General features: G+C 58.9%; 24 protein-coding genes. 12 read left to right on the top strand and 12 right to left on the bottom strand.

Translation table 11 applies throughout. The annotated features are described in order from the left end of the window. The first annotated feature begins 107 nt into the window (after positions 1–107). Entirely contained in the window at positions 108–1,319 is a 1,212-nt protein-coding gene (locus tag PSH65_RS08930) for a pyridoxal phosphate-dependent aminotransferase (protein WP_008009397.1), read from the top strand. A gap of 317 nt (positions 1,320–1,636) precedes the next feature. Further along, entirely contained in the window at positions 1,637–2,524 is an 888-nt protein-coding gene (htpX, locus tag PSH65_RS08925) for a protease HtpX (RefSeq protein ID WP_008075669.1), read from the top strand. A 189-nt stretch (positions 2,525–2,713) separates the two neighbouring features. Here the strand turns inward: htpX and PSH65_RS08920 are convergent, their stop codons facing one another. Next, the gene (locus PSH65_RS08920; protein WP_305425870.1) at positions 2,714–3,370 is read right to left on the bottom strand and encodes a thiopurine S-methyltransferase; all 657 of its coding nucleotides are present in this window, start codon (positions 3,368–3,370) and stop codon (positions 2,714–2,716) included. A 103-nt stretch (positions 3,371–3,473) separates the two neighbouring features. On the opposite strand from PSH65_RS08920, the gene PSH65_RS08915 reads away from it, so the two are divergent. Further along, entirely contained in the window at positions 3,474–4,241 is a 768-nt protein-coding gene (locus tag PSH65_RS08915) for a class III extradiol ring-cleavage dioxygenase (protein WP_305425869.1), read from the top strand. A 208-nt stretch (positions 4,242–4,449) separates the two neighbouring features. Here the strand turns inward: PSH65_RS08915 and PSH65_RS08910 are convergent, their stop codons facing one another. Then, on the bottom strand, positions 4,450–6,123 hold the full coding sequence (locus PSH65_RS08910; RefSeq protein ID WP_095078676.1) for a DEAD/DEAH box helicase: 1,674 nt from the start codon (positions 6,121–6,123) through the stop codon (positions 4,450–4,452). A 422-nt stretch (positions 6,124–6,545) separates the two neighbouring features. Between PSH65_RS08910 and PSH65_RS08905 the strand changes: the two genes are divergently transcribed. Then, positions 6,546–7,337 carry a crotonase/enoyl-CoA hydratase family protein gene (locus tag PSH65_RS08905; RefSeq protein ID WP_305425868.1) on the top strand — a complete coding sequence of 264 codons (792 nt, stop codon included), beginning with the start codon at positions 6,546–6,548 and terminating at the stop codon, positions 7,335–7,337. A 120-nt stretch (positions 7,338–7,457) separates the two neighbouring features. Here the strand turns inward: PSH65_RS08905 and PSH65_RS08900 are convergent, their stop codons facing one another. Further along, positions 7,458–8,213: a spermidine synthase gene (locus PSH65_RS08900; protein ID WP_305425867.1), complete on the bottom strand. Its 756-nt coding sequence runs from the start codon at positions 8,211–8,213 to the stop codon at positions 7,458–7,460. Positions 8,214–8,361: 148 nt separating this feature from the next. Between PSH65_RS08900 and PSH65_RS08895 the strand changes: the two genes are divergently transcribed. Beyond that, positions 8,362–9,708, top strand: a complete 1,347-nt coding sequence (locus tag PSH65_RS08895) for a class II 3-deoxy-7-phosphoheptulonate synthase (protein ID WP_305425866.1) — start codon at positions 8,362–8,364, stop codon at positions 9,706–9,708. A gap of 106 nt (positions 9,709–9,814) precedes the next feature. Here PSH65_RS08895 and PSH65_RS08890 read toward each other — a convergent pair whose 3' ends face one another. Continuing rightward, positions 9,815–11,044, bottom strand: coding sequence for a winged helix-turn-helix domain-containing protein (locus tag PSH65_RS08890; protein WP_305425865.1), 1,230 nt, complete (start codon positions 11,042–11,044; stop codon positions 9,815–9,817). 64 nt (positions 11,045–11,108) lie between these two features. Further along, entirely contained in the window at positions 11,109–11,324 is a 216-nt protein-coding gene (locus tag PSH65_RS08885) for a DUF1127 domain-containing protein (protein WP_032835366.1), read from the bottom strand. 96 nt (positions 11,325–11,420) lie between these two features. Here PSH65_RS08885 and PSH65_RS08880 point away from each other — a divergent pair, with 96 nt between their 5' ends. Then, positions 11,421–12,275 (top strand): LysR substrate-binding domain-containing protein, encoded by an 855-nt coding sequence (locus PSH65_RS08880; RefSeq protein ID WP_007899911.1) that lies wholly within the window; start codon positions 11,421–11,423, stop codon positions 12,273–12,275. On the opposite strand, the gene PSH65_RS08875 is transcribed toward PSH65_RS08880, so the two are convergent. Further along, positions 12,265–13,014, bottom strand: coding sequence for a sulfite exporter TauE/SafE family protein (locus tag PSH65_RS08875; RefSeq protein ID WP_305425863.1), 750 nt, complete (start codon positions 13,012–13,014; stop codon positions 12,265–12,267). The two genes, PSH65_RS08880 and PSH65_RS08875, sit on opposite strands and share 11 nt — an antisense overlap. Positions 13,015–13,122: 108 nt before the next feature. Here PSH65_RS08875 and PSH65_RS08870 point away from each other — a divergent pair, with 108 nt between their 5' ends. The 4 genes from PSH65_RS08870 to PSH65_RS08855 all read left to right on the top strand — a co-directional run bounded on the left by PSH65_RS08870 (position 13,123) and on the right by PSH65_RS08855 (position 16,404). Then, positions 13,123–14,079, top strand: coding sequence for a LysR family transcriptional regulator (locus PSH65_RS08870; RefSeq protein ID WP_305425862.1), 957 nt, complete (start codon positions 13,123–13,125; stop codon positions 14,077–14,079). Between the two features lie 69 nt (positions 14,080–14,148). Then, on the top strand, positions 14,149–14,610 hold the full coding sequence (locus PSH65_RS08865) for a MarR family winged helix-turn-helix transcriptional regulator (RefSeq protein WP_305426959.1): 462 nt from the start codon (positions 14,149–14,151) through the stop codon (positions 14,608–14,610). Between the two features lie 325 nt (positions 14,611–14,935). Then, positions 14,936–15,355, top strand: a complete 420-nt coding sequence (locus PSH65_RS08860) for an organic hydroperoxide resistance protein (RefSeq protein WP_305425861.1) — start codon at positions 14,936–14,938, stop codon at positions 15,353–15,355. A gap of 32 nt (positions 15,356–15,387) precedes the next feature. After that, positions 15,388–16,404, top strand: coding sequence for an alpha/beta hydrolase (locus tag PSH65_RS08855; RefSeq protein WP_305425859.1), 1,017 nt, complete (start codon positions 15,388–15,390; stop codon positions 16,402–16,404). 29 nt (positions 16,405–16,433) lie between these two features. Here PSH65_RS08855 and PSH65_RS08850 read toward each other — a convergent pair whose 3' ends face one another. The 3 genes from PSH65_RS08850 to earP form a co-directional block, all read right to left on the bottom strand. Beyond that, a complete protein-coding gene (locus PSH65_RS08850) occupies positions 16,434–17,429 on the bottom strand; it encodes an IS110 family transposase (protein ID WP_305424530.1) in 996 nt (331 codons plus the stop codon). A 415-nt stretch (positions 17,430–17,844) separates the two neighbouring features. Next, positions 17,845–18,414, bottom strand: coding sequence for an elongation factor P (locus PSH65_RS08845; protein ID WP_007899917.1), 570 nt, complete (start codon positions 18,412–18,414; stop codon positions 17,845–17,847). Positions 18,415–18,462: 48 nt separating this feature from the next. After that, entirely contained in the window at positions 18,463–19,605 is a 1,143-nt protein-coding gene (gene earP, locus PSH65_RS08840; RefSeq protein ID WP_305425858.1) for an elongation factor P maturation arginine rhamnosyltransferase EarP, read from the bottom strand. A gap of 124 nt (positions 19,606–19,729) precedes the next feature. On the opposite strand from earP, the gene PSH65_RS08835 reads away from it, so the two are divergent. After that, entirely contained in the window at positions 19,730–20,128 is a 399-nt protein-coding gene (locus PSH65_RS08835; protein WP_305425856.1) for a hypothetical protein, read from the top strand. Between the two features lie 14 nt (positions 20,129–20,142). Continuing rightward, positions 20,143–20,625, top strand: coding sequence for a transcription elongation factor GreAB (locus PSH65_RS08830; RefSeq protein WP_305425855.1), 483 nt, complete (start codon positions 20,143–20,145; stop codon positions 20,623–20,625). A 13-nt stretch (positions 20,626–20,638) separates the two neighbouring features. Here the strand turns inward: PSH65_RS08830 and cysB are convergent, their stop codons facing one another. The 3 genes from cysB to PSH65_RS08815 all read right to left on the bottom strand — a co-directional run bounded on the left by cysB (position 20,639) and on the right by PSH65_RS08815 (position 23,233). Then, the gene (gene cysB, locus PSH65_RS08825) at positions 20,639–21,613 is read right to left on the bottom strand and encodes an HTH-type transcriptional regulator CysB (protein ID WP_007899921.1); all 975 of its coding nucleotides are present in this window, start codon (positions 21,611–21,613) and stop codon (positions 20,639–20,641) included. Between the two features lie 113 nt (positions 21,614–21,726). Further along, positions 21,727–22,230 carry a universal stress protein gene (locus PSH65_RS08820; protein ID WP_305425853.1) on the bottom strand — a complete coding sequence of 168 codons (504 nt, stop codon included), beginning with the start codon at positions 22,228–22,230 and terminating at the stop codon, positions 21,727–21,729. Between the two features lie 97 nt (positions 22,231–22,327). Beyond that, positions 22,328–23,233 (bottom strand): 5'-nucleotidase, encoded by a 906-nt coding sequence (locus PSH65_RS08815; protein WP_008075703.1) that lies wholly within the window; start codon positions 23,231–23,233, stop codon positions 22,328–22,330. Positions 23,234–23,249: the final 16 nt, after the last annotated feature.

Genomic DNA, 23,249 nt, shown 5'->3' with positions numbered 1-23,249 from the left:
TTTATGAGTGCCGCCGCTCAAGGCGTCAGGCCTGTGTGAATACGCAGGATTCCCAGTACGGTCGTTCATACGCCGCCTGGATCGTTCATTTTCGGGAACACATCGCCATGCAGGTCAGCAAATCGAACAAGCTCGCCAACGTCTGCTACGACATTCGCGGCCCAGTGCTCAAGCACGCCAAACGCCTGGAAGAGGAAGGCCATCGCATCCTCAAGCTGAACATCGGCAACCCGGCGCCCTTTGGTTTCGAAGCGCCGGATGAAATCCTTCAGGACGTGATCCGCAACCTGCCGACCGCCCAGGGCTACAGCGACTCCAAGGGCCTGTTCAGCGCCCGCAAGGCCGTGATGCAGTACTACCAGCAAAAGCAGGTGGAAGGCGTCGGCATTGAAGACATCTATCTGGGCAACGGCGTTTCCGAGTTGATCGTGATGTCTATGCAGGCCCTGCTCAACAACGGCGACGAAGTGCTGGTGCCGGCCCCCGACTATCCGCTGTGGACGGCCGCAGTAAGCCTGGCGGGCGGCAATCCGGTGCATTACCTGTGCGACGAGCAGGCCAACTGGTGGCCGGACCTGGCCGACATCAAGGCCAAGATCACGCCGAACACCAAAGCGCTGGTGATCATCAACCCGAACAACCCGACCGGCGCGGTGTATTCGAAAGAAGTACTGCTGGGCATGCTGGAACTGGCCCGTCAGCACAATCTGGTGGTGTTCTCCGACGAGATCTACGACAAGATCCTGTACGACGACGCCGTGCACATCTGCACCGCCTCACTGGCGCCAGACTTGTTGTGCCTGACCTTCAACGGCCTGTCCAAGTCCTATCGCGTGGCTGGCTTCCGTTCCGGCTGGATCGCCATTTCCGGACCGAAACACCACGCCCAGAGCTACATCGAAGGCATCGACATGCTGGCCAACATGCGCCTGTGTGCCAACGTGCCGAGCCAGCACGCCATCCAGACCGCGCTGGGCGGCTATCAGAGCATCAACGATCTGGTGCTGCCACAAGGGCGTCTGCTGGAACAGCGCAATCGTACCTGGGAACTGCTGAACGACATTCCGGGCGTGAGCTGCGTCAAGCCGATGGGCGCGCTGTATGCGTTCCCGCGGATCGACCCGAAAGTCTGCCCGATCCACAACGACGAGAAATTCGTGCTCGACCTGCTGCTCTCGGAGAAGCTGCTGGTGGTACAAGGCACGGCCTTCAACTGGCCATGGCCGGACCACTTCCGTGTGGTCACCCTGCCACGGCTCGACGACCTGGACCAGGCGATTGGCCGGATCGGTAACTTCCTCAAATCCTATCGCCAGTAAGTGGCCTGTCACCGTGCGACGCTGGTTAAAGTCGCACGGTGATTAATTCAGCAACATATCTTTGCACCCTACCCTGCATTGTTGTTTCAAGCGCTAACTGCCGATACGTTTCATGCCCGCGCCTAACAACGGCGGGGGCCTGCGAGGCTAATTGGCTGACAACTGTTTCCCCTGCCGACGTCGGAAATGCCCTTCAAGCCGCTAGACTGTTGCTGTAGGACACAGTTTGAAATAGTCACTCGGTTGAATAGCCCGGTGCAGCACCTTATATACCCCGCAGTACGCTACATATTTAGCACGAGGAGATTTCTACAACCATGATGCGCATTTTGCTGTTTTTGGCCACTAACCTGGCGGTCGTGCTGATTGCCAGCATCACCCTGAGCCTTTTCGGCTTCAACGGGTTCATGGCGGCCAATGGGGTTGATCTCAACCTCAATCAGCTGCTGATTTTCTGTGCGGTCTTTGGTTTCGCCGGTTCCCTGTTCTCGCTGTTCATCTCCAAGTGGATGGCGAAAATGAGCACCAGCACCCAGATCATCAGCCAGCCGCGCACCCGGCACGAGCAATGGCTGCTGCAAACTGTCGAGCAATTGTCCCGCGAAGCCGGGATCAAGATGCCCGAAGTCGGGATTTTCCCGGCCTATGAAGCCAACGCCTTCGCCACCGGCTGGAACAAGAACGATGCACTGGTCGCGGTCAGCCAGGGCTTGCTCGAGCGTTTCTCGCCAGATGAAGTGAAAGCCGTTCTGGCCCACGAAATCGGCCACGTGGCCAATGGCGACATGGTCACCCTGGCGTTGATCCAGGGCGTGGTGAACACCTTCGTGATGTTCTTCGCCCGGATCATCGGCAACTTTGTCGACAAGGTGATCTTCAAGAACGAAGAAGGCCAAGGCATTGCCTACTACGTAGCGACCATCTTCGCTGAACTGGTCCTGGGCATCCTGGCCAGCGCCATCGTCATGTGGTTCTCGCGCAAACGCGAATTCCGTGCCGACGATGCCGGTGCACGCCTGGCGGGTACCAGCGCAATGATCGGTGCCCTGCAGCGTCTGCGTGCAGAACAAGGGCTGCCGGTGCACATGCCGGACACCCTGAATGCCTTCGGCATCAACGGTGGTCTCAAACAAGGGTTCGCCCGTATGTTCATGAGCCACCCGCCGCTGGAGGAGCGTATTGACGCATTGCGTCGTCGGGGCTGACAGGCTCTGCACTAAAAGAGAAGGCCCGCAGTGAATGCGGGCCTTTTTTTGTCTGTTTGATTAGTGCGGAGCTCTTCAGGGCCTCTTCGCGAGCAAGCCCGCTCCCACAGTGGACCGCCTGATCTGAATGGACGCGGTCCACTGTGGGAGCGGGCTTGCTCGCGAAGAGGTCAGCAACTTCAACACACCTTAATGGCTGGAAACCCGGTAAACCCGCTCTTCAAGCCGCGTCACACCGGCCTCAAGAAACTTCCAGCTCTCACCCAGGACGTCCTGGTCTTCCAGAATCTTCAGCGCCCACACATCGCCGAACAACCGCCGCACTTCATCATCAAGCACCGCAAACGGCGGCCCATCCATCTGCGCCTGGTCGTAATCCAGCGTAATCAAAAGCCCTAAAGAGTCCTTCGGCAAAATCCGAATCAGATGAGCCGCGTATTGCTCACGCATCGTCGGCGGCAAGGCGATCAGCGCCGCGCGGTCGTACAGTGCGCTGCAATCGGCAACATCGCCTGCCGTCAACTCGAAGAAATCACCGCACCACAACTCGATCGAGCCCGCCCGATAGACCTGGAAAGGCCCTTGCTCGCTGATAGCCGGGTCCAGTTGATGCTCATTGAAAAAGTCCTCGATGGCCTTTTCCGACAGCTCGACACCCAGAACCTCGTGACCGCAGTGCGCGAGCCACAACAGGTCCAGGCTTTTGCCACACAACGGCACCAGCACACGAGAACCTTCATCAAGGCCCAGCTGCGGCCAGAACCGTTGCAGATGAGGATTCACTTCCGGCAGATGAAAGCCGATCTGATTCGACGCCCATCGTTTGTGCCAAAACTCCGGCTGCATAATTAACCCCGAAAAATTCGATCAATAGACCCTAAAACTTATATTAGATTTAGATCAATGATCTGACTGAAGATGGTGCCATCTTACTCTCAGGAGCTCATTTATGTTCCCCAGCCTGTACATCTCTCATGGCTCCCCCATGTTGGCCCTGGAACCCGGCGCCAGCGGGCCGGCCCTCGCGCGTCTGGCCGCAGCATTGCCGAAACCCAAGGCCATCGTGATGGTTTCCGCGCATTGGGAAAGCAGCGAGCTGCTGGTCAGCGGCAACCCTCAGCCTGAAACCTGGCACGACTTCGGCGGATTTCCCCAAGCCTTGTTCGAGGTGCAATACCCGGCCCCCGGCAATCCGCAACTGGCGGCAGAGGTGGTCGAGCTGTTGAAGGCCGATGGCCTGCCGGCGCGCATCGACACCCAGCGACCGTTCGACCATGGCGTTTGGGTGCCCTTGTCGTTGATGTATCCGCAAGCTGATATCCCGGTGGTGCAGGTTTCGCTGCCCACCCGTGGCGGCCCTGCCCTGCAAACCCGCGTCGGCCATGTCTTGGCCAGCCTGCGCGAACACGGCGTGCTATTGATCGGCTCCGGCAGCATCACCCACAACCTGCGCGAACTGGACTGGCACGCCGGCCCGGAAAGCGTCGAACCTTGGGCCAAGGCGTTCCGCGACTGGATGATCGAGAAACTCGAAGCGAACGACGAGGCCGCATTGCACGACTATCGTCAGCAAGCTCCGAATGCTGTGCGCAACCATCCGAGTGACGAGCATCTGCTGCCGCTGTATTTTGCCCGCGCCGCTGGGGGCGAGTTCAGCGTGGCCCATCAGGGGTTCACCATGGGTGCGCTAGGGATGGACATTTATCGCTTCGGGTAACCGGTAGACCGAGTTGCCCCCTTCGCGAGCAAGCCCGCTTGGATCTGCGTCGTACATGAATTCTGAATTCACTGAAGATCAAGTGTGGGAGCGGGCTTGCTCGCGAAGGAGGCGACTCCGCTCAAAAGCCGGGCACAAACAGCAGGCAAAAAAAATCCCCGAACCAGTCGGGGATTTTTTATGTTCGATCAATCAGCTCGAGAGCGGATCAATCTTCGCGGTAGCGACGCAGCTTCAACTGCTTACCGGCAACGCGAGTGTCCTTCAGTTTGGTCAGCAAACGCTCCAGACCATCTTCCGGCAACTCGACGAGGCTGAAGCTGTCACGCACCTGGATGCGACCGATGGCTTCACGCGCCAGACCACCTTCGTTGAGGATGGCGCCCAGCAGGTTCTTGGCAGCGATACCATCACGCGCACCCAGCGCGGTACGGCAACGAGCACGACCTTCGGCCAATGGAACTGGAGCACGACGCTCGCGATCACCACGGTCCGGACGATCACCGGAACGCTCTGGACGATCGCCACGCGGTGCGTTGTTCGGCACCAATGGACGTTCTTTCTCGATTGCGGCCAGGGTCAGCGCCTGAGCGTTGGTTGCCTTGCGCAGCAGAGCAGCGGCCAGTGCACGCGGAGTGCAACCGATGTCGGCGGTCAGGCGATCCAGCAGATCACCGTGAGTCGATTCTGCATCAGCGACCAGCGGCGACAGGCTGTTGGTCAGTTTCTTGATGCGAGCATCAAGAACGGCCTGGGCGTCCGGCAGACGAACTTCGGCAACCTTCTGACCGGTTACACGCTCAATCACTTGCAGCATGCGGCGCTCACGAGGAGTCACCAGCAGCAGTGCACGACCTTCGCGACCGGCACGGCCGGTACGGCCGATACGGTGAACGTAGGACTCAGGATCGTACGGCATGTCAACGTTGAACACGTGAGTGATGCGCGGAACGTCCAGACCACGAGCAGCAACGTCGGTCGCCACAACGATGTCCAGACGGCCATCCTTGAGGGATTCGATCACGCGCTCACGCTGGTTCTGAGCAATGTCACCGTTCAGCGCAGCGGCTTTGTAGCCTTTGGCTTCCAGGGCACTGGCCAGGTCCAGGGTCGCTTGCTTGGTGCGCACGAACATGATCAGGGCGTCGAAATCTTCCACTTCCAGCAGGCTCAATACAGCCGAGGTCTTCTGGTCAGCGTGAACCAACAGGTGAGCCTGTTCGATCGCGGTAACGGTCTGAGTCTTGGTCTGGATCTTCACGTGTTGCGGATCGCGCAGATGGCGTTCGGCAATGGCACGGATCGACTGCGGCAGGGTGGCCGAGAACAATACGGTCTGACGGGTTGCTGGCAGGGCCTTGAAGATAACTTCGAGGTCGTCCATGAAACCCAGTTTGAGCATTTCGTCCGCTTCGTCGAGAACCAGGTGGTTCACGGTAGCCAGGACTTTTTCGTCACGACGCAGGTGGTCGCACAGACGGCCCGGCGTTGCGACAACGATCTGTGCGCCATTACGGATTGCTTTCAGTTGTGGGCCCATAGGCGCGCCGCCGTAAACGGCCACAACGGTAACGCCCGGCATTTGCTTGGCGTAGGTTTCGAAAGCGGTTGCTACTTGCAGCGCCAACTCACGGGTTGGCGCCAGGATCAGGGCTTGCGGCTCGCGCTTGGCAGGATCGATGCGGTGCAGGATCGGCAGGGCGAACGCGGCGGTTTTACCCGTACCGGTTTGCGCCTGACCAATCATGTCGTGACCGGCCATGATGATCGGGATCGATTGCTGCTGAATAGCCGAAGGTTCTTCGTAGCCGGTCGCAATGACGGCTGCAAGAATATTCGGATTAAGATTAAAAGCGGCGAAGCCGCCGGTTTCCTGGGTCATGGGTCTGCCTCTAAGTGCATCCGCAAAGACCCATGCTCCAAAGCTGCGCATGCCGTGTAAGACTCAAGAGTCGCCCTGGCTGCTTTGTCGGCGGGGATTTGCGAAAACGAATGAATGAAAAAGATTCGTCAAGGAAGAGTCCGCTGTGCGGACGTGCAGCCGAAGCTGGCTTCGGGGAATTGCGCTACCTAAACGCGGCCCGGTTAAAGGCCGGCGCGCACTATACCGGAATTCGCCCGAAAAGGGAGCTTTTTTTATCGGAAAAAACCGGCGTATACCGTTGTGTCACGGGCTTTGCGGATAATTGTGCGACGGTCTATTTTGCAAAGGCCCGGCCCTGCTGACGATGGCGCTAAAACGGTTCACTCTTGTGACGCAGACCTTCGGTCTGACGCCCCCTTCCCCACCCGAGGAAATGTCCTATGAATCAGCCCGGCACCAGTCGTGTAACCCGTGAACGACACGGTCATATCCTGATGATCGGCCTGGATAGGGTGGCCAAACGCAATGCCTTCGACCTCGACCTGCTCAACGAACTCAGTCTGGCCTATGGCGAGTTCGAGGCCGACAGCGAGGCGCGGGTCGCGGTGGTGTTCGGCCATGGCGAGCATTTCACCGCTGGGCTCGATCTGGTCAGCGCCGGCGCGGCTCTGGCCGAAGGCTGGCAGGCACCGCCCGGCGGCTGCGACCCATGGGGCGTGCTCGCAGGCCCCCGGGTCAGCAAACCGGTGATAGTCGCGGCTCAAGGCTACTGCCTGACCGTTGGCATCGAGTTGATGCTGGCCGCCGACATTAACCTGTGCGCCAGCAATACCCGTTTTGCCCAGAAGGAAGTGCAGCGCGGGATCTTCCCGTTCGGCGGCGCCACTTTGCGCCTGCATCAGGTCGCCGGCTGGGGCAATGCCATGCGCTGGCTGCTCACCGGCGATGAATTCGACGCTCATGACGCCTTGCATCTGGGGTTGGTGCAGGAGGTCATGGCCAGCGAGGACTTGTTGCCACGGGCAATTGAACTGGCGGAGCGGATTGCCCGGCAGGCACCGCTGGGTGTTCAGGCGACGTTGATGTCTGCCCGACAGGCGCGCTATGAGGGTGAAATGGCAGCAGCTCAGGCTTTGCCGGCGCAGGTGAAAAAATTGCTGAATAGCGAGGATGCCAAGGAGGGTGTGCGGTCGATGATCGAGAAGCGGCCGGGTGTTTTCAAAGGGGTTTGAGGCATGTGTTGACTGTGAGGACCTCATCGCGGGCAAGCCCGCTCCCACAGTGATTTGCGTCGCTCACGGACCTGTGGGAGCGGGCTTGCCCGCGAAGAGGCCCTAAAGGACAACAACAATCTATGTCGCCGGCCGAATCGCCTTGATCAACGACTGCAACGAATACCCCAATCGCGGCGCCAGGCCTTCAGCGCGCGCGATCAGCCCATCCATATCCAGTTCCTGATCCAGCTCAGATGGCACGATCAGAATCACGTTGCCCTCCTTCACCGGCAGCTCCCAGTAATGCCGGTGATAGAGACCGCGCAACAACGCCGCCCCCAACGGTCGACCATCGTCGGTGGCCCACTGGTTGATCACCAGCCAGCCACCCGGATTCAACCGCTTCTGACAGTTTTCCAGAAAACCCCAGGCCAGATGCCCGACACCCGGCCCGACATCGGTATAGAGGTCGACGAAAATCAGATCGGCCGGTTCAGCCGTATCGAGCAATTCCAGGGCATCGCCAACGCGGATGTACAACCGCGGATCATCATCCAGCCCGAGGTATTCGATGGCCAGGCGCGGTACATCCGGGCGCAGCTCGATGGCTTCGACGTCTTCCAGCGGCAGGAACTTGAGGCAAGCCTGGGTCAGAGTGCCGGCTCCGAGCCCGAGAAACAGCGCACTCTCTGGCTGTTCGTGGCACAGCGCGCCAATCAGCATCGCCCGGGTGTAATCGTACTCGAGCCAGCTCGGGTCAGCGGTGAACACGCAACTCTGTTCGATGGCATCACCGAACTCCAGAAAACGGTAATCGGCCACTTCCAGCACGCGAATCACGCCGAACTCGTCCTGTACCTCGGCGAGCAGATGCTCGACGCGCTCCTCAGTCATTTCGTCTCCCGATCGTCACCGGCCCCGGCAACGCGATAAACCGCAACAGAAAGCGGCAAAGGCGCGATTGTCCGCGAAGCGACGGGAACAGGTCACGCACTAATTGCTGATAACATAACCGTCCGAGCGTAAAACACTAGAGACTGCAATGAGCCAACCCTGGAGCCCTGACAGCTGGCGCGCCCTGCCGATCCAGCAACAACCTCAATACCCCGACGCGGCGCATTTGCTGCACGTCGAGCAAACCCTGGCGAGCTATCCGCCGCTGGTGTTTGCCGGTGAAGCCCGGGAGTTGCGCCGTCAGTTTGCCGAAGTCACCCAGGGCCGGGCGTTTCTGTTGCAGGGCGGTGACTGCGCCGAAAGCTTCGCCGAATTCTCCGCCGCGAAAATTCGCGACACGTTTAAAGTGTTGCTGCAAATGGCGATCGTCATGACCTTCGCCGCCGGCTGCCCGGTGGTCAAAGTCGGACGCATGGCCGGCCAGTTCGCCAAACCCCGTTCGGCCAACGATGAAACCATCAACGGCGTGACACTGCCGGCCTACCGTGGCGATATCGTCAACGGCATCGGTTTCGACGAAAAAAGCCGTGTACCGGATCCGGATCGCTTGCTGCAGTCTTACCACCAGTCCACTGCAACCCTGAACCTGCTGCGCGCCTTTGCCCAGGGCGGCTTTGCCGACCTGCATCAGGTGCACAAGTGGAACCTGGATTTCATCGCCAACTCGGCGCTGGCCGAGAAGTACAGCCACCTGGCTGATCGCATCGATGAAACCCTGGCCTTCATGCGCGCCTGCGGCATGGACAGCTCGCCGCAACTGCGCGAAACAAGTTTCTTCACCGCCCACGAAGCGCTGCTGTTGAACTACGAAGAAGCCTTCGTGCGTCGCGACAGCCTGACCAACGACTACTACGACTGCTCGGCCCACATGCTGTGGATCGGCGACCGTACCCGTCAACTGGACGGTGCGCATGTCGAATTCCTGCGCGGGGTGCACAACCCGATCGGCGTGAAGGTCGGCCCGAGCATGACCCCTGAAGACCTGATTCGCCTGATCGATGTGCTTAACCCGGACAACGATCCGGGTCGCCTGAACCTGATTGCGCGGATGGGCGCGAACAAGGTCGGCGATCACCTGCCGCAGCTGATCCGCGCGGTGCAGCGCGAGGGCAAGCAGGTGCTTTGGAGCTCCGACCCGATGCACGGCAACACCATCAAGGCCAGCAGCGGCTACAAGACCCGCGACTTCGCGCAAATCCTTGGCGAGGTGAAACAGTTCTTCCAGGTTCACGAGGCGGAAGGCAGTTATGCCGGCGGCATCCACATCGAAATGACCGGGCAGAACGTCACCGAATGCATCGGCGGCGCACGGCCGATTACCGAGGATGGGTTGTCGGATCGTTACCACACCCACTGCGACCCACGGATGAATGCCGATCAGTCGCTGGAATTGGCGTTTTTGATTGCTGAAACCCTGAAGCAGGTTCGGCGGTGAATCAGTAGGTTTTTTATTACCTGACAGGCCGCCATCGCGGGCAAGCCCGCTCCCACAGGTTCAGCGCTAACCCTGTGGGAGCGGGCTTGCCCGCGATGGCGTCAGCTCAATCACCATCAAGCTGTGCCAATGCCACCCGCAACCGCGCCGCACTCGCCCGCGGGCAATTCAATTGAATCTGCGCCAGCCCCAACCAATCCGCCATCTGCCGCAGATTGACCGCCAACGCCAGCATCCCCACCTCATCCAGCCCCGGCTCTTCCTCATGCACGGCATGCACCGCCAACCGGCCCAATGCCCGCTCGGCCCGCAAGTCGACCCGCGCGGCAACCCGCTCATTGTGCAAAAACGGCAATACGTAATAGCCGTAGACGCGCTTATGCTGTGGCGTATAAATCTCCAGCCGATAACGGAAATCGAACAATCGCTCGGTACGGCTGCGTTCCCAAATCAGCGAATCAAACGGTGAAAGCAGCGCACTGGCCTTGACCTTGCGCGGTACTTTCGGCTCTGCCAGGCAATAGGCTGGTTGCCGCCAGCCTTCAACCTCACATACCAGCAGATCGCCCTCCTCGACCAGCTCCGCTAGCCGCGGCCGGCTGTCTGCCGGGCTCAAGCGAAAATAATCCCGCAGGTCCTTTTCCGTCGCCACGCCCAACGCATTGGCGGCATGCAGTAATAGCCCGCGCTGAGCCTCAGCCTCGCTAAGCAAAGGCTGCTGAAGAATGGCCGAAGGAATCACCCGCTCCGGCAAATCATAAAGCCGTTCGAACCCGCGCCGCCCGGCCACGGTCACTTCACCAGCAGCGAACAACCATTCCAGCGCGTGCTTTTCCTCGCTCCAGTCCCACCATGGCCCCGCCCGCTCCTGGCGGGTCGACAAGCTGCCCGCACCCAGCGCACCGAGCTCCTGAACCGACGCCAACACGCGGCGAATCGTGTCTTGCTGCTCACGACCGAAGCGCGCCAGTTGCTGATAGATGTCTTCGCCGCGGGTCGCGCGCTGCATTCGCCAACGCATCAAGGGGTACATCGACAAGGGCAACAAAGACGCTTCATGACCCCAGTACTCGAACAACGTGCGTCGACGGCCCTGACTCCAGGCAGCCTGATCAAGCAAGTCGGATGAGTAATTGCCAAGACGGGAAAACAAGGGAAGATAGTGCGAACGCACCAACGCATTGACCGAATCGATCTGCAGAATGCCCAGGCGCTCGATCAGCCGGTTTAGCTGAACCGCTTTGATCGCCGCTGGCGGCTGGCGCCCGTTGAACCCTTGGGCAGCCAGCGCCAGACGCCGAGCCTGTTTGAGGGAAAAGGACAGTGTGGCGGGCATGAGCATCTCCTTGTCTGCTCGCAACCTACCTCACCCGGAAGGGGTTTGTGTAGCGATGGCATCATCATTTATGCATCGGATCATCCCAGAACGGTCTTACCGTCTCATGCTCCACATCCGCACGGCTCACGCCGATATCCTTCAATGCTTCGTCGCTCAAGCTCGCCAACATTTCACGTTCACGGTGAAGTTCGTACCAGCGACTAAACTTGTGCAGCAAATCGGATACCGCATGGATTGAAAATTTTTGTTCCGTTACATGCTCGTTGTGACCTTTCATCGTGTAGCCCTCCTTTAGGGATGGCCCAAGTCTCGCGTCAGCGCTAAGATCAATCCAACGAATGTTTCTGATGGCATACATCTCGGAGATTGATGAATGTCCGCCTACCCCAGTATCGACACCGATGTATTGCGCACCTTCGTCGCGATCGCCGATCAGGGCGGTTTCACCCGCGCCGGTGAAATGGTCAACCGCACCCAGTCGGCGGTGAGCATGCAGATGAAACGCCTGGAAGAAGACGTGCTGCAGCGCCAGCTGTTCGAACGCGACGGGCGCCAGGTCAAACTGACCGCCGAAGGCCAGGTATTGCTGGGCTATGCGCGGCGCATCCTCAAACTCCACAGCGAAGTCTTCAATACCCTGCGTGAGCCACATATGGTCGGTACCGTGCGCATTGGCACGCCCGATGATTACGTCATGCGCTTTCTGCCGGGCATCCTGTCGCGCTTTGCGCAGTTCTACCCGCTGATCCAGATCGAGGTTCACTGCGAATCGACCCGGCAACTGTTGCAGCGCCAGGACCTGGACCTGTCCATCGTCACCCGAGAGCCGGGTAACGAGATTGGTCAACTGCTGCGCAAGGAGCGTTTTGTCTGGGCCGAAGCCCAATGCTTCAGCGCCCATGAGCAAACGCCGCTGCCGCTGGCGATGTTCAACAGTGATTGTTTCTGCCGCCTCTGGGCATGCAATGCCCTGGATGCCATGGGCCGCGACTACCGCATTGCCTACAACAGCTCCAGCCTGTCGGCGTTGATGGCCGTGGTCAGCGCGGGGCTTGCGATCACCGCGCAGCTGGAAAGCCTGATCACACCGGACATGCGCATCCTTGGCGCCAACGAAGACCTGCCGCTGCTGCCGGAAGCCAGCATCATGCTGATCCGCAACCTGAACAACCCTTCGCCGATCACCGAATGCCTGGCCGAGCACATCGTCGAAGGTTTCAAACTTTAAACGCGAGCATCACCGCACAGACCACCAGAAAACCACAGAACAGCCCACGCAGGAGTCGCTCCGGCAATGCGTGGGCAATTCTCACGCCCCAACTGATGCTCATCAATCCTCCGACCGCCAACGGCACACCGATCGCCCAATGCACCTGATCGTGCACTGCATAAGTCGCCAGGGTGACGCCCGTACTCGGCAACGCCAGCGCCAGCGCCAACCCCTGGGCAACCACTTGAGTGGTGCCGAACAGGCTGGTCAACACCGGCGTTGCCACCACCGCCCCGCCCACTCCAAATAGTCCGCCCATGGTCCCGGAAGCCGCTCCGAGCACACCCAGCCACGGCCAGGAATAGCGCATCTGCGAAGAGGCCGGTGCGTTGGTGGTGAACATTCGCATCAGGTTGTAGGCCGACAGCGCGATCAGGAAAGCGACGAAGCCCAAGCGCATGGTTTGTGCATCGATACCCACCGCCCAGATCGAACCGATCCAGGCAAAGCAGAACCCCATCGAGGCCAGTGGCAGCGCATGATGCAATTCGATGCGATTGCGCTGGTGATAGCGCCACAGTGCCAGCATCACGTTCGGCACCACCATCACCAGCGCCGTGCCTTGGGCAATCTGCTGATCAAGACCGAACCACACGCCCAGCAGCGGGATCGCGACCAACCCGCCACCAATGCCGAACAGGCCGCCGAGGGTTCCCAAGGCCGCGCCAAAAACCAGATACAACATGAACTCAATCACAGGCAATTTCCTTTTGTGAGGGTGTTCATCCTACGCAGTCGGCTCTGGCGGGGAAACGCACAGCAACGCACAATGGCTGTGCCAACTTCGCACAAGCGCCGACGAACCATGAACCCCAATCAATTGACCGAACAACTTGGCCTGTTTCTCGATGTGCTGGAAAGCGGCAGTTTTTCCGCCGCGTCCCGACGCCATCCATTGACGCCTTCGGCCGTGGCGCGGCGCATCGACAGCCTCGAAAGCGCCGTCGGCAGCCAGTTGTTCATTCGCAGCACCCATGCCGTGCGCGCGACCCCGGCTGGTCTGGCTTTTGCCGAGCGTGCGCGGCGGATCGTCGCTGAACTGCGTCTGGCCCGTGCGGAAGCGGTGTCCCTGAGCAGTGCGCCGGAAGGTTTGATTCGGGTGGATGCGCCGGCAGCGTTCGGACGCCGACACCTGGCGCCGGTGATTGCCGATTTCCTGACGCTTTACCCCGGTCTCGACGTGCAATTACACCTGATCGACAGCTTTGTCGACATGCAGGGCTCGAACCTGGGCAAAGTCGATCTGGTGTTGCGTGCAGGGCAAATGGCCGACACCCGGTTGGTGGCCACGCCGCTGGCGAGCATGGTGCGCATCGCCTGCGCCAGCCCGGATTACCTGCAACGCCGTGGCGTGCCGACTGACCCTGCGCAGCTGACTGAACACGATGGTCTTGATTGGGAAGGCCTGGCGCCGCCGTTCGCCTGGCGCTTTGAACGAGATGGGCAGATGCACCTGCACCGGCCAGCGCGAATCCGCATGAGCGCCAATAATGCCGAGGCACTGGTCTGTGGTGCACTGGCCGGGTTGGGCATCGCGCATTTACCGACCTGGCTGGCCAGCGAATATTTATTACGCGGCGAACTGCAGCCGCTGTTCTGCGAAAACGGTCTGCCAAAACCGGAAAGCACCGGCATTTATGCGTTGCGCCTGGAGCAGCAACCCAGTTCGCGCAGCCGCTTGTTGCTGGAATACCTGAAGACCCGTTTCAGTCCCATCCCGCCGTGGGATCTGGCGCTGCAAACCAACCTGGACCGCCACTAGTCCAGAATTATCTGGCGCATTAAAGATTCGCCCGCTAGATTTATGACGATCACTGATCAAGGCTTTGAAATGAACACCGAGCGCAACAACCCGGACAACTGCGACGACCTGCTGCTGGATAATCAGGTCTGCTTCGCCCTGCATTCCACCTCGCTGCTGATGACCAAGGTCTACAAGCCGCTGCTACAAGCGCTGGGCCTGACCTATCCGCAGTACTTGGCGATGATGGTGTTGTGGGAAAAGGATGGGCTGACGGTCGGCGAAATCAGCACAAAACTGCTGACCGATCCCGGCTCCCTCACCCCGCTGCTCAAGCGTCTGGAGGCCGAAGGCCTGTTGAGCCGCACCCGCAGCCGTGAAGACGAGCGAGTAGTGATTGTCGAACTGACCGAGCAAGGCCGTGCATTGCGAGACAAGGCGCGGGGTATTCCCCAGTGCATCCTCGGTGCCAGCGGACAAACGCTGGAACAGTTGAAGAAGCTGCAAGCAGATCTTCAAGCGCTGCGTAGTCATCTGCAAGATAGCCTTTAGACCGCATTATCGTTCTTCGCGGGCAAGCCTCGCTCCACAGGTTCTCGGTCGATAAATTTGTAAACGACACAAAAACCGTAGGAGCGAGGCTTGCCCGCGAAGGCGTCCTCTCCCGTCGCAAAAAATTTCACCTCGCAAAAATCCCGCACGAAAGCCTCTATCTCAAGCCTCTCCTCCCCAATCGAATTGCTGGACTACGACTTTAAATAAATTTTTTCGAAAATTTATATTGCGCACTAAATATTTGCGAGCTACATTTACCTCGCACTTACTTAGCGCGCAAACATTTAGCGCAAAACATCGAAACCCGAACGAGGCTCACACCATGCAAACTCTCTACACCGCAATCGCAACCTCCACCGGCGGCCGTGACGGTCGTGCGATCTCCAGCGACAACGTCCTGGACGTCAAACTCGCTACCCCGAAAGAACTCGGTGGTGCCGGCGGCGCAGCAACCAACCCAGAACAACTGTTTGCAGCTGGCTACTCCGCCTGCTTCATCGGCGCACTGAAATTCGTCGCCAGCCAGACCAAACGCAAAATCCCGGACAACGCGTCGATCACCGCCCACGTCGGCATCGGCCAGATCCCTGGCGGTTTCGGTCTGGACATCGACCTGCACATCAGCTTGCCGGGTCTTGAACAAGCCGATGCACAAAGCCTGGTAGAAGCCGCCCACCAAGTCTGCCCGTACTCCAACGCCACCCGTGGCAACGTCGATGTGCGCCTGCACGTCACCGTCTAACCGCTGACTCCAAGGTCGAACAGGAAATGGATATGAACACTTTCAGCAAAGTCTTGACCGGTACTCTTCTCGCTCTGTCCATCAACAGTGCATTCGCAGGCAATGGGGTTGAACACAACACCCAGGCGTTCCTTGACGTGCTGAATGCCGGCACCGGTAAACCGATCGAGCAGCTCACCCCTGCCGATGCCCGCGCGGTGTTGGTGGGTGCACAGGCCGGGGTGAAACTGACGTTGCCAAAAGCCGATGTCAGCGAGAAGACCATCCAGGTCGACGGCCAACCGATCAGCCTGACCATCGTTCGGCCGGCCGGGGTCAAAGGCGAGCTGCCGGTGTTCATGTTCTTCCACGGCGGTGGCTGGGTACTGGGGGACTTCCCGACCCACGAAAGATTGGTTCGGGACCTGGTAACGGGTTCGGGCGCGGCGGCGGTGTTCGTCAATTACACCCCGTCGCCGGAAGCGCATTACCCGGTGGCGATCAACCAGGCCTACGCCGCGACAAAGTGGGTGGCCGAGCACGGTAAAGAGATCAACGTCGACGGCAAACGACTGGCCGTGGCCGGCAACAGCGTCGGTGGCAATATGGCGGCCGTGGTTGCACTGATGGCCAAAGACAAAGGCACGCCGGCGATCAGATTCCAGGTGCTGTTGTGGCCGGTGACTGACGCCAGCTTCGAGACGGCGTCCTATAACCAGTTCGCCGAGGGGCACTTCCTCACCAAAAACATGATGAAGTGGTTCTGGGACAACTACACCACCGACGCCAAACAGCGTAACGAGATCTACGCCTCACCGCTGCGGGCAACCACTGCGCAACTCAAGGGCTTGCCACCTGCCCTGGTGCAGACGGCGAGCGCCGATGTACTGCGCGATGAAGGTGAAGCGTACGCGCGCAAACTCGACGAGGCCGGTGTGCCGGTCACGGCGGTGCGCTACAACGGCATGATCCACGACTATGGTTTGCTTAACGTAGTGAGCCAGGTGCCCGCGGTGCGCTCGGCGATGTTGCAGGCGTCCGAAGAGCTCAAGCAACACCTGAAGAAATAACACACCCCTTGTAGATACTCTGTTCACGGTCAAGCTTTTAGCAGATGTTTTTCGCTGAAAAGCTTGGCCGTATCGAAATCCTCTCCAGCACGTATGCAGGCCCACAAGCCTGTCAGGTATTTGCGCATAACCGCGCAGATGGCCTGCATTTTTCGTTTTCCACGACCGACTAGCACGTCGTAAAAAGCCTTCACATAAGGATCGCAACGGATCGCTGACATGGCAGGCATGAACATCGCCGAGCGCAGGTAGGCGTTGCCACCCTTGCTCAGGCGCCCGGGTTTGTCGATGCTCGTTCCAGACTGGGTCAGTCGCACGTCCAGCCCTGCATAACGACTGATCTGCGGGGATTTGAGTGTCACTGGCAGGGTCGTCAGTTCAGCCAGCACTGCAAATGTCGAGACCTCACCCATTCCGGGTGCAGCCACCATGTGATCAAACTGCTCCTGCAAAATTGGACAGCTAGCGATGATGTCTCGCCCGGCTCGCCTAAACCGTTCGATGCGCCTGCCGAACATCGCAATAGCTTCTTCCTCATCCTCAATCAGCATCGCTGAAGTTGTTTCGGTCGCTTGAAGGGCATGCAGCTCATTCTTCGCTCGGGTGCAGTGGCAGGTCAGACGGTTGATATGCCGGCCAATGGCACGCAACTCAAGCTGGGCGGGGCTTGGAGGAGTCCACAAGCGAGGCGTCATGCGTTCGCCGTACTCCGCTAGCAACTGGGCGTCGATGGCGTCCGTTTTACTGTGTTGAAGCATCAGTCTTGCAAAATTGCGGGAGCTTTTCGGGTTGATCACAGAAACCGGCAAGCCTGCAGTGCTTAACTCCAGGGCCAGATCCAGGTAATAAATCCCGGTGGCTTCCATGACCACAGAAAGCGGTTTGAGTGCTATCAGCTTTTTCACGGCAGCCTTGCGCCCCTTGGGCGTTTGAGCGATATCCCACGAGCCAGCTGCACGGCCTTTGTCACGCCATCCCATTGCTGTGGTGCGAGAACCAACATCCAATCCGACGTGTACACTCATGCTTTCCACTCCAAGGAAACTGGGTGAAGATGGCTCCTGGTTCCCCCGACCTCGAACTTCATGCCACTGCAACCTTGTAATGCGAAGTCCGACTTGTCGGCTTCTCGATACTCTTCGTGGTGGGCAATGAGGCGGGGGGGCCTCTCTACAGACAAGGTCAGGAGCAAATCCTGCCTTCAGGAGCGATCGGCCTCCCCCAGAAACACATCTTTGAGACAACACCGAGGAGCTTAGCTGCTCTCGCCGGGTGTTCGGCCAACATACAAGGAGCGAGGCTTGCCCGCGAAGACGTAGTGTCAGTCGACATCAATGTTGAATGATAAATCGCTTTCGCGGGCAAGCCTCGCTCCTACAGGAATGAGGCCACAAAAAAGCCCGACTCAATGGTCGGGCTTTTTCATTCCTCAAGCAGTGCTTATTTAGCACGGCCTTTGTAGGAACCGCCTTCGCGGGTATCGATCTCGATCATGTCGCCGATTTCGATGAAGTCAGCAACCGACAGCTCGGTACCGTTCTTCAGTTTGGCAGGCTTCATCACCTTGCCGGAAGTGTCACCGCGAGCGGAACCTTCGGTGTAGTCAACCTGACGCACGATAGTGGTCGGCAGTTCTACGGAAACCAGACGTTCTTCGAAGAAGATCGCTTCGCAAACATCGGTCATGCCTTCTTCAACGAAAGGCAGAACGGCTTCGATGTCTTCAGCGTTCAGCTCGTACATGGTGTAGTCAGTGGTGTCCATGAACGTGTAGGAGTCGCCGCTGATGAAGGACAGGGTCGCTTCTTTACGGTCGAGGATCACGTCGTCCAGCTTGTCGTCGGCGCTGTAAACGATCTCGGTCTTGTAACCGGTCAGCAGGTTCTTCAGCTTGGTCTTCATGATCGCGCTGTTACGACCCGACTTGGTGAATTCAGCTTTCTGAACCAGCCAAGGATCGTTTTCGAGACGGATCACCATCCCGGGTTTCAGTTCTTTACCAGTTTTCATTGCGAATATCCGAATTTGGATGGGATTTACAAAAATCTAGGCCGCGTATCATATCCAATTTAGGTAAAACTGTACCAGCGCTGCGGTAAGATCTGCCTGCAAGGCTTGTTCCAGACACCATGTCTCGGCATGTTTTTCCAGTTCAGGCCAATGTTTGCGGGTTGATTTCCAGTGATCAGTCATTGTCTCACCTGCATTCCATGCCCGCCATAGACCACTGATCGCCTCGCCAGCCGGCTTGGACAGGCCTTGGGTGTACAGGGTCAGGAAGGCGTCGAGCTTGTCCAGATGGATGTCTTCGTCCTGCCGATAGATGTGCCAGAGCAACGGACGACCTGCCCATTGGGCGCGGACAAAAGAGTCTTCGCCGCGCACGGCATTGAAATCGCAACTCCACAGCAGCGGGTCATATTGATCCTGTCGGACGAATGGCAGCACTTGCACGGTCAAGGCATCGCGCACATGCACCGTCCCGGCCTTCAGCCCATCCACCCCGAGCCAGCGTTCGACGTCGCCGAGAATCCGGCCTTCGGGTACCAGCAGATGCGTGGGCGTCGAGTCGAGCGCCATCGTGTCCAGCCAACTGGCCAGCCCGGTATTTTCGTAGGCAAACAGCGAGATCAGTTGTGCATTCGGTGCGCGATCAACCCCCAGGCCTTGCAGGAATTCTTGCTGAGCTTGCGGACTTTGCTGAAACTGCCGACGCCGCTCCAGCAATCCGCTTTCACGCAGCAAGCCACCGGTGCCCTTGCGGAACCCCGGGAAGAAAAAGAACTTTTGCACGTTCTTGTACTTCACCGACGGCAAGCCGTGGCAGCCGACGACCCAGTCTTCGGCACTCAGATAATCGAGGTTCATCCACAGCGGCGGTTTTTCCCGTTCGGCCATGGCCTCCATATAGGCACTCGGCAACTGGCAGGCGAATGCGGCGATGACGACATCAGCGGCTTCGGTGGGCTGCCAGTCGGCCGACCACTGTCGCACCTCGACGCCCTGCCGCCATTGCTGCGCAGCGTTGATATCGATCTGCGGACACAAACGCTCAAAGGCTCGCAGGTCGTCGACCCACAATCGCACCGCCACTGAATGTTCAGCCACCAGTTGTCGAGCCAGACGCCAGGTCACACCGATGTCGCCGAAGTTGTCGACCACGGTGCAAAAAATATCCCAGCGGGTTTTCATTTCAGGCATTCCAGGCTCCCGTTGGCAAAGGCGCCGATTGTCCGCATAAATTACCCCGTGCAGAAGAGCCGACGGCGATTAATCTTCATGCGACAATCGCCACTTGCCCGCGACCATCCGCCAGGAGGCAGTAATGCCCTACCGTCCCAACCCGCGCCGTCCCTTGCCGATCCAGTTCAATGCGCTGCAACTGACCGGCAGCATTGCCCTCGGTTTGTGGCTGGGATTCATCGCGATCGCACTGACTTGCTGGCTCGCCTGGCGCCTGTTGTTCAACGAGCAATTGGCGCCCTTGGCCCAGGCGGTGGAACAACTGACCAGGCCACCGGTGATTGAGCAACCTGCCCCACAGAACCCGATGTTCGAACAGTACGAGGACCACCTGCGCAGGAATGAACAGCAGCAAATGGTGGAACAGGCCAGAAGCAGCAAACACAATCTGTCCAATCCAAAATGCCAGTTCTGGCTGCAGCAGAATCAAACGGCACCGAGCGAAAAAAGCCGCGCCAATGTCCTGCAATTCTGCGATTGATCATGAAGCTCTCCATGCACAAGCCGACCGTCCACCAACTGATTATCGACAAGCTGCGGATCGATCTCGACATCGCCGAGCGTGCCGCGCAAACCGCTTACGAAACCGCGACCCACGAAGAAAACATAGCCGAAAACAAGTACGACACCCTGGGGCTGGAGGCGTCTTATCTGGCGGCCGGACAGGCCAGGCGGGTGGAGGAAATCAAGCTGTCATTGAGCCTTTGCCAGAACCTGACCCTGCGGCCTTATGACGAGCGGCGCGGCATCGAAGTCGGCGCCCTGCTCGGCCTTGAAGACGAAAAAGGTCGCGAACAATGGCTGTTCCTGGCCCCCGACGCGGCCGGGTTGAAGGTTGATCTGGTGGGGCAATTGATTACTGTCATCACCCCTCGCTCACCACTGGGCAAAAGCCTGCTGGGCAAGTTCGAAGGGGATGAAGTGGAGATTCTGGTGGCCGGCGCTCGGCAACAGTTTGCTGTCACCGAGGTGGTCTAGAGTCTGTTGACGCTTAATGGACCGGCAGTTCGACGCCGTCGAACAGCTCTTCCAATTCCTGTTTGTTGTGGCACTGAATGGCCTTGGCCATCACTTCGCGGGTCAGGTGCGGCGCGAATTTCTCGATGAAGTCGCACATGAAGCCACGCAGGAAGGTGCCGCGACGGAAACCGATTTTGGTAATGCTGGACTCGAACAACTCGCTGGCATCAAGCACCACCAGGTCGCTATCGAGCTTGGTGTCGACCGCCATTTTCGCCACGATGCCCACGCCCAGGCCCAGACGAACGTAAGTCTTGATCACGTCGGCGTCGGCGGCGGTGAACACCACTTTGGGTGTCAGGCCGCGATGGCTGAAGGCTTCGTCGAGTTTCGAGCGGCCGGTGAAACCGAACACGTACGTCACGATCGGGTATTCGGCCAAAGCTTCGAGGGTCAGCTTCGACAGCTTGGTCAGCGGGTGGCCCTGAGGCACGACCACGCAGCGGTTCCAGCGATAGCACGGCATCATCACCAGGTCACCGAACAGCTCCAGCGCTTCAGTGGCGATGGCGAAGTCGACGGTGCCGTCAGCGGCCATCTCGGCGATCTGCATCGGCGAACCCTGGTGCATGTGCAGGGCAACGTCCGGGTATTGCTTGATGAAATTGCTGATCACCGGTGGCAATGCATAACGCGCCTGGGTGTGCGTGGTGGCGATCGACAGGGTGCCTTTTTTCTCGTTGGAGAATTCCTGGGCGATCTGCTTGATGCTTTCAACTTTGCGCAGGATCTCACCAGCGGTGGTGATGATGCGCTCGCCGGCCGGGGTCACCCGGGTCAGGTGCTTACCGCTGCGGGCGAAAACCTCGACCCCCAATTCGTCTTCCAGCAGACGGATCTGTTTGCTGATGCCCGGTTGCGAGGTGTAGAGGCTTTGGGCTGTAGCAGAGACGTTGAGGTCGTGGTGCGCCACTTCCCAGATGTAGCGCAATTGTTGAAGCTTCATATGAATCCCTCAAAGCAGGTAGACGCCACGGGCATCAGCGACGGTATATAACTATATTAATGGTTTGAGTAATAAATCTAGAACTTTTTTATCAAAACGCCATTATTCGTGTCCTAGCGATCCCCTTTGCGGCGACGTTCCATCAGCGGCACCAGATAGACCGGTACTCTGGCCAGTTGCAACACGCGCGCAGCGGTTCGGCCCAATGGCGTATCCGCGCCAGCGCCATGACTGTGACTCCCTACGATCAGCAAATCGACGGAGAGTTTCTGCGCCTGGTCGAGAATCACCTGCGCCGGATCGCCCTGCAGCACCCGCACTGCCCGAATCCGTTCCAGGTCCTGCTCCCCCTCATCCCCCAGTTCTTCGCGAAAGCTGTCGAGCACCCGCTGCTCGATATTGGCAATCACCGTATTCAGACCCTGACTGTGAAACTCGTTCAGGGCCTGCTCATCGAGGTAACTCTGAAGCACCGATTCGGCGAACAACCCCATCGGCTCAACCGCGTGCACCACATACAAGTCGGCATTGAATGTTCGAGCCAGTGCCAACGCATGCTGCATCACAAAAGGTGCATACAGACCGAGGTCGGTGGCATACAGCATCGAATGAATCATAGTGACCTCCTTTAATGCCAACATGGCGGAGATTGATTCAGCTTAGCAGCGCCGTGGCGAGAGCGGCGTTCGGCGCAACGCATTGAACCGCAGCGCTTTAAATCGACGGCTCGTTACTGATGCCATGGGGCACATGACCGGTGGCGACCACTTCGCGGGCCAGCTCGCAATGGCCGGCCTGATCGTCGAAAAATACGTCGGCGGCAAAGGCTTCGAGAAAAGCCGATTTGGTCAGGCCGCCAAGAAACAGCGATTCGTCCAGACGAATGTCCCATTCGCGCAAGGTGCGGATCACCCGTTCATGGGCCGGCGCCGATCGCGCGGTCACCAGCGCGGTGCGGATCGGACAGGCATCATCGGGGAACTCACGCTGCAACAGATTGAGCGCCGCGAGGAAGCCTTTGAACGGCCCGCCACGCAAAGGCTCGCGGGCCGCCTCACGCTCGCTGGCCTGAAACGCCGCCAGGCCTCCCGACTGATAGACCCGCTCCGACTCATCGGAAAACAGCACCGCGTCACCGTCGAACGCAATGCGCAATTCATCACTGGCGGCGCGACTGGCACCGCCCGAGAGAATAGTCGCTGCGGCGAAACCCGCATCCAGCGCACTGCGCACATCGTCGGAATGGGTCGAAAGAAACAGGTCGCAACCAAAGGCCTTGAGGTACGGATAAGGACTGCGCCCGCCGACAAATGCCGCACGCGAGATCGCCAGGCCATAGTGATGAATCGAGTTGAAAACCCGCAGTCCGGTGTCGGCGCTGTTGCGCGACACCAGGATTACCTCGACCCGGGCACGGCCGAGACTGGCATTCAGGTTCAGGAGTTTTTCGACCAACGGGAATGCATCGCCGGGCTCGAGAATTTCGTCTTCGTGTTCGATCTGGTATTGCCGATAGGCCTCGACGCCGCTCGACAGATAAACCTTGTGACTCTCGCTCAAGTCGAACAGTGCTCGCGAAGAAATCGCCAGCACCAGTTTGTCGTCTATGCCATTGGCCATGCCCTTCCCTCTCCTG

It is taken from the genome of Pseudomonas sp. FP603 (assembly GCF_030687415.1).
GTDB lineage: Bacteria > Pseudomonadota > Gammaproteobacteria > Pseudomonadales > Pseudomonadaceae > Aquipseudomonas > Aquipseudomonas wuhanensis.
This window is presented reverse-complemented; position numbering and strand designations above follow the sequence as displayed.

Bases quoted from the DNA above. Each gene is read 5' to 3' on its own strand.
- PSH65_RS08930 (WP_008009397.1), top strand. From the start codon at position 108: ATGCAGGTCAGCAAATCGAACAAGCTCGCCAACGTCTGCTACGACATT.
- htpX (WP_008075669.1), top strand. From the start codon at position 1,637: ATGATGCGCATTTTGCTGTTTTTGGCCACTAACCTGGCGGTCGTGCTG.
- PSH65_RS08920 (WP_305425870.1), bottom strand. From the start codon at position 3,370: ATGCAGCCGGAGTTTTGGCACAAACGATGGGCGTCGAATCAGATCGGC.
- PSH65_RS08915 (WP_305425869.1), top strand. From the start codon at position 3,474: ATGTTCCCCAGCCTGTACATCTCTCATGGCTCCCCCATGTTGGCCCTG.
- PSH65_RS08910 (WP_095078676.1), bottom strand. From the start codon at position 6,123: ATGACCCAGGAAACCGGCGGCTTCGCCGCTTTTAATCTTAATCCGAAT.
- PSH65_RS08905 (WP_305425868.1), top strand. From the start codon at position 6,546: ATGAATCAGCCCGGCACCAGTCGTGTAACCCGTGAACGACACGGTCAT.
- PSH65_RS08900 (WP_305425867.1), bottom strand. From the start codon at position 8,213: ATGACTGAGGAGCGCGTCGAGCATCTGCTCGCCGAGGTACAGGACGAG.
- PSH65_RS08895 (WP_305425866.1), top strand. From the start codon at position 8,362: ATGAGCCAACCCTGGAGCCCTGACAGCTGGCGCGCCCTGCCGATCCAG.
- PSH65_RS08890 (WP_305425865.1), bottom strand. From the start codon at position 11,044: ATGCCCGCCACACTGTCCTTTTCCCTCAAACAGGCTCGGCGTCTGGCG.
- PSH65_RS08885 (WP_032835366.1), bottom strand. From the start codon at position 11,324: ATGAAAGGTCACAACGAGCATGTAACGGAACAAAAATTTTCAATCCAT.
- PSH65_RS08880 (WP_007899911.1), top strand. From the start codon at position 11,421: ATGTCCGCCTACCCCAGTATCGACACCGATGTATTGCGCACCTTCGTC.
- PSH65_RS08870 (WP_305425862.1), top strand. From the start codon at position 13,123: ATGAACCCCAATCAATTGACCGAACAACTTGGCCTGTTTCTCGATGTG.
- PSH65_RS08865 (WP_305426959.1), top strand. From the start codon at position 14,149: ATGAACACCGAGCGCAACAACCCGGACAACTGCGACGACCTGCTGCTG.
- PSH65_RS08860 (WP_305425861.1), top strand. From the start codon at position 14,936: ATGCAAACTCTCTACACCGCAATCGCAACCTCCACCGGCGGCCGTGAC.
- PSH65_RS08855 (WP_305425859.1), top strand. From the start codon at position 15,388: ATGAACACTTTCAGCAAAGTCTTGACCGGTACTCTTCTCGCTCTGTCC.
- PSH65_RS08850 (WP_305424530.1), bottom strand. From the start codon at position 17,429: ATGAGTGTACACGTCGGATTGGATGTTGGTTCTCGCACCACAGCAATG.
- PSH65_RS08845 (WP_007899917.1), bottom strand. From the start codon at position 18,414: ATGAAAACTGGTAAAGAACTGAAACCCGGGATGGTGATCCGTCTCGAA.
- earP (WP_305425858.1), bottom strand. From the start codon at position 19,605: ATGCCTGAAATGAAAACCCGCTGGGATATTTTTTGCACCGTGGTCGAC.
- PSH65_RS08835 (WP_305425856.1), top strand. From the start codon at position 19,730: ATGCCCTACCGTCCCAACCCGCGCCGTCCCTTGCCGATCCAGTTCAAT.
- PSH65_RS08830 (WP_305425855.1), top strand. From the start codon at position 20,143: ATGCACAAGCCGACCGTCCACCAACTGATTATCGACAAGCTGCGGATC.
- cysB (WP_007899921.1), bottom strand. From the start codon at position 21,613: ATGAAGCTTCAACAATTGCGCTACATCTGGGAAGTGGCGCACCACGAC.
- PSH65_RS08820 (WP_305425853.1), bottom strand. From the start codon at position 22,230: ATGATTCATTCGATGCTGTATGCCACCGACCTCGGTCTGTATGCACCT.
- PSH65_RS08815 (WP_008075703.1), bottom strand. From the start codon at position 23,233: ATGGCCAATGGCATAGACGACAAACTGGTGCTGGCGATTTCTTCGCGA.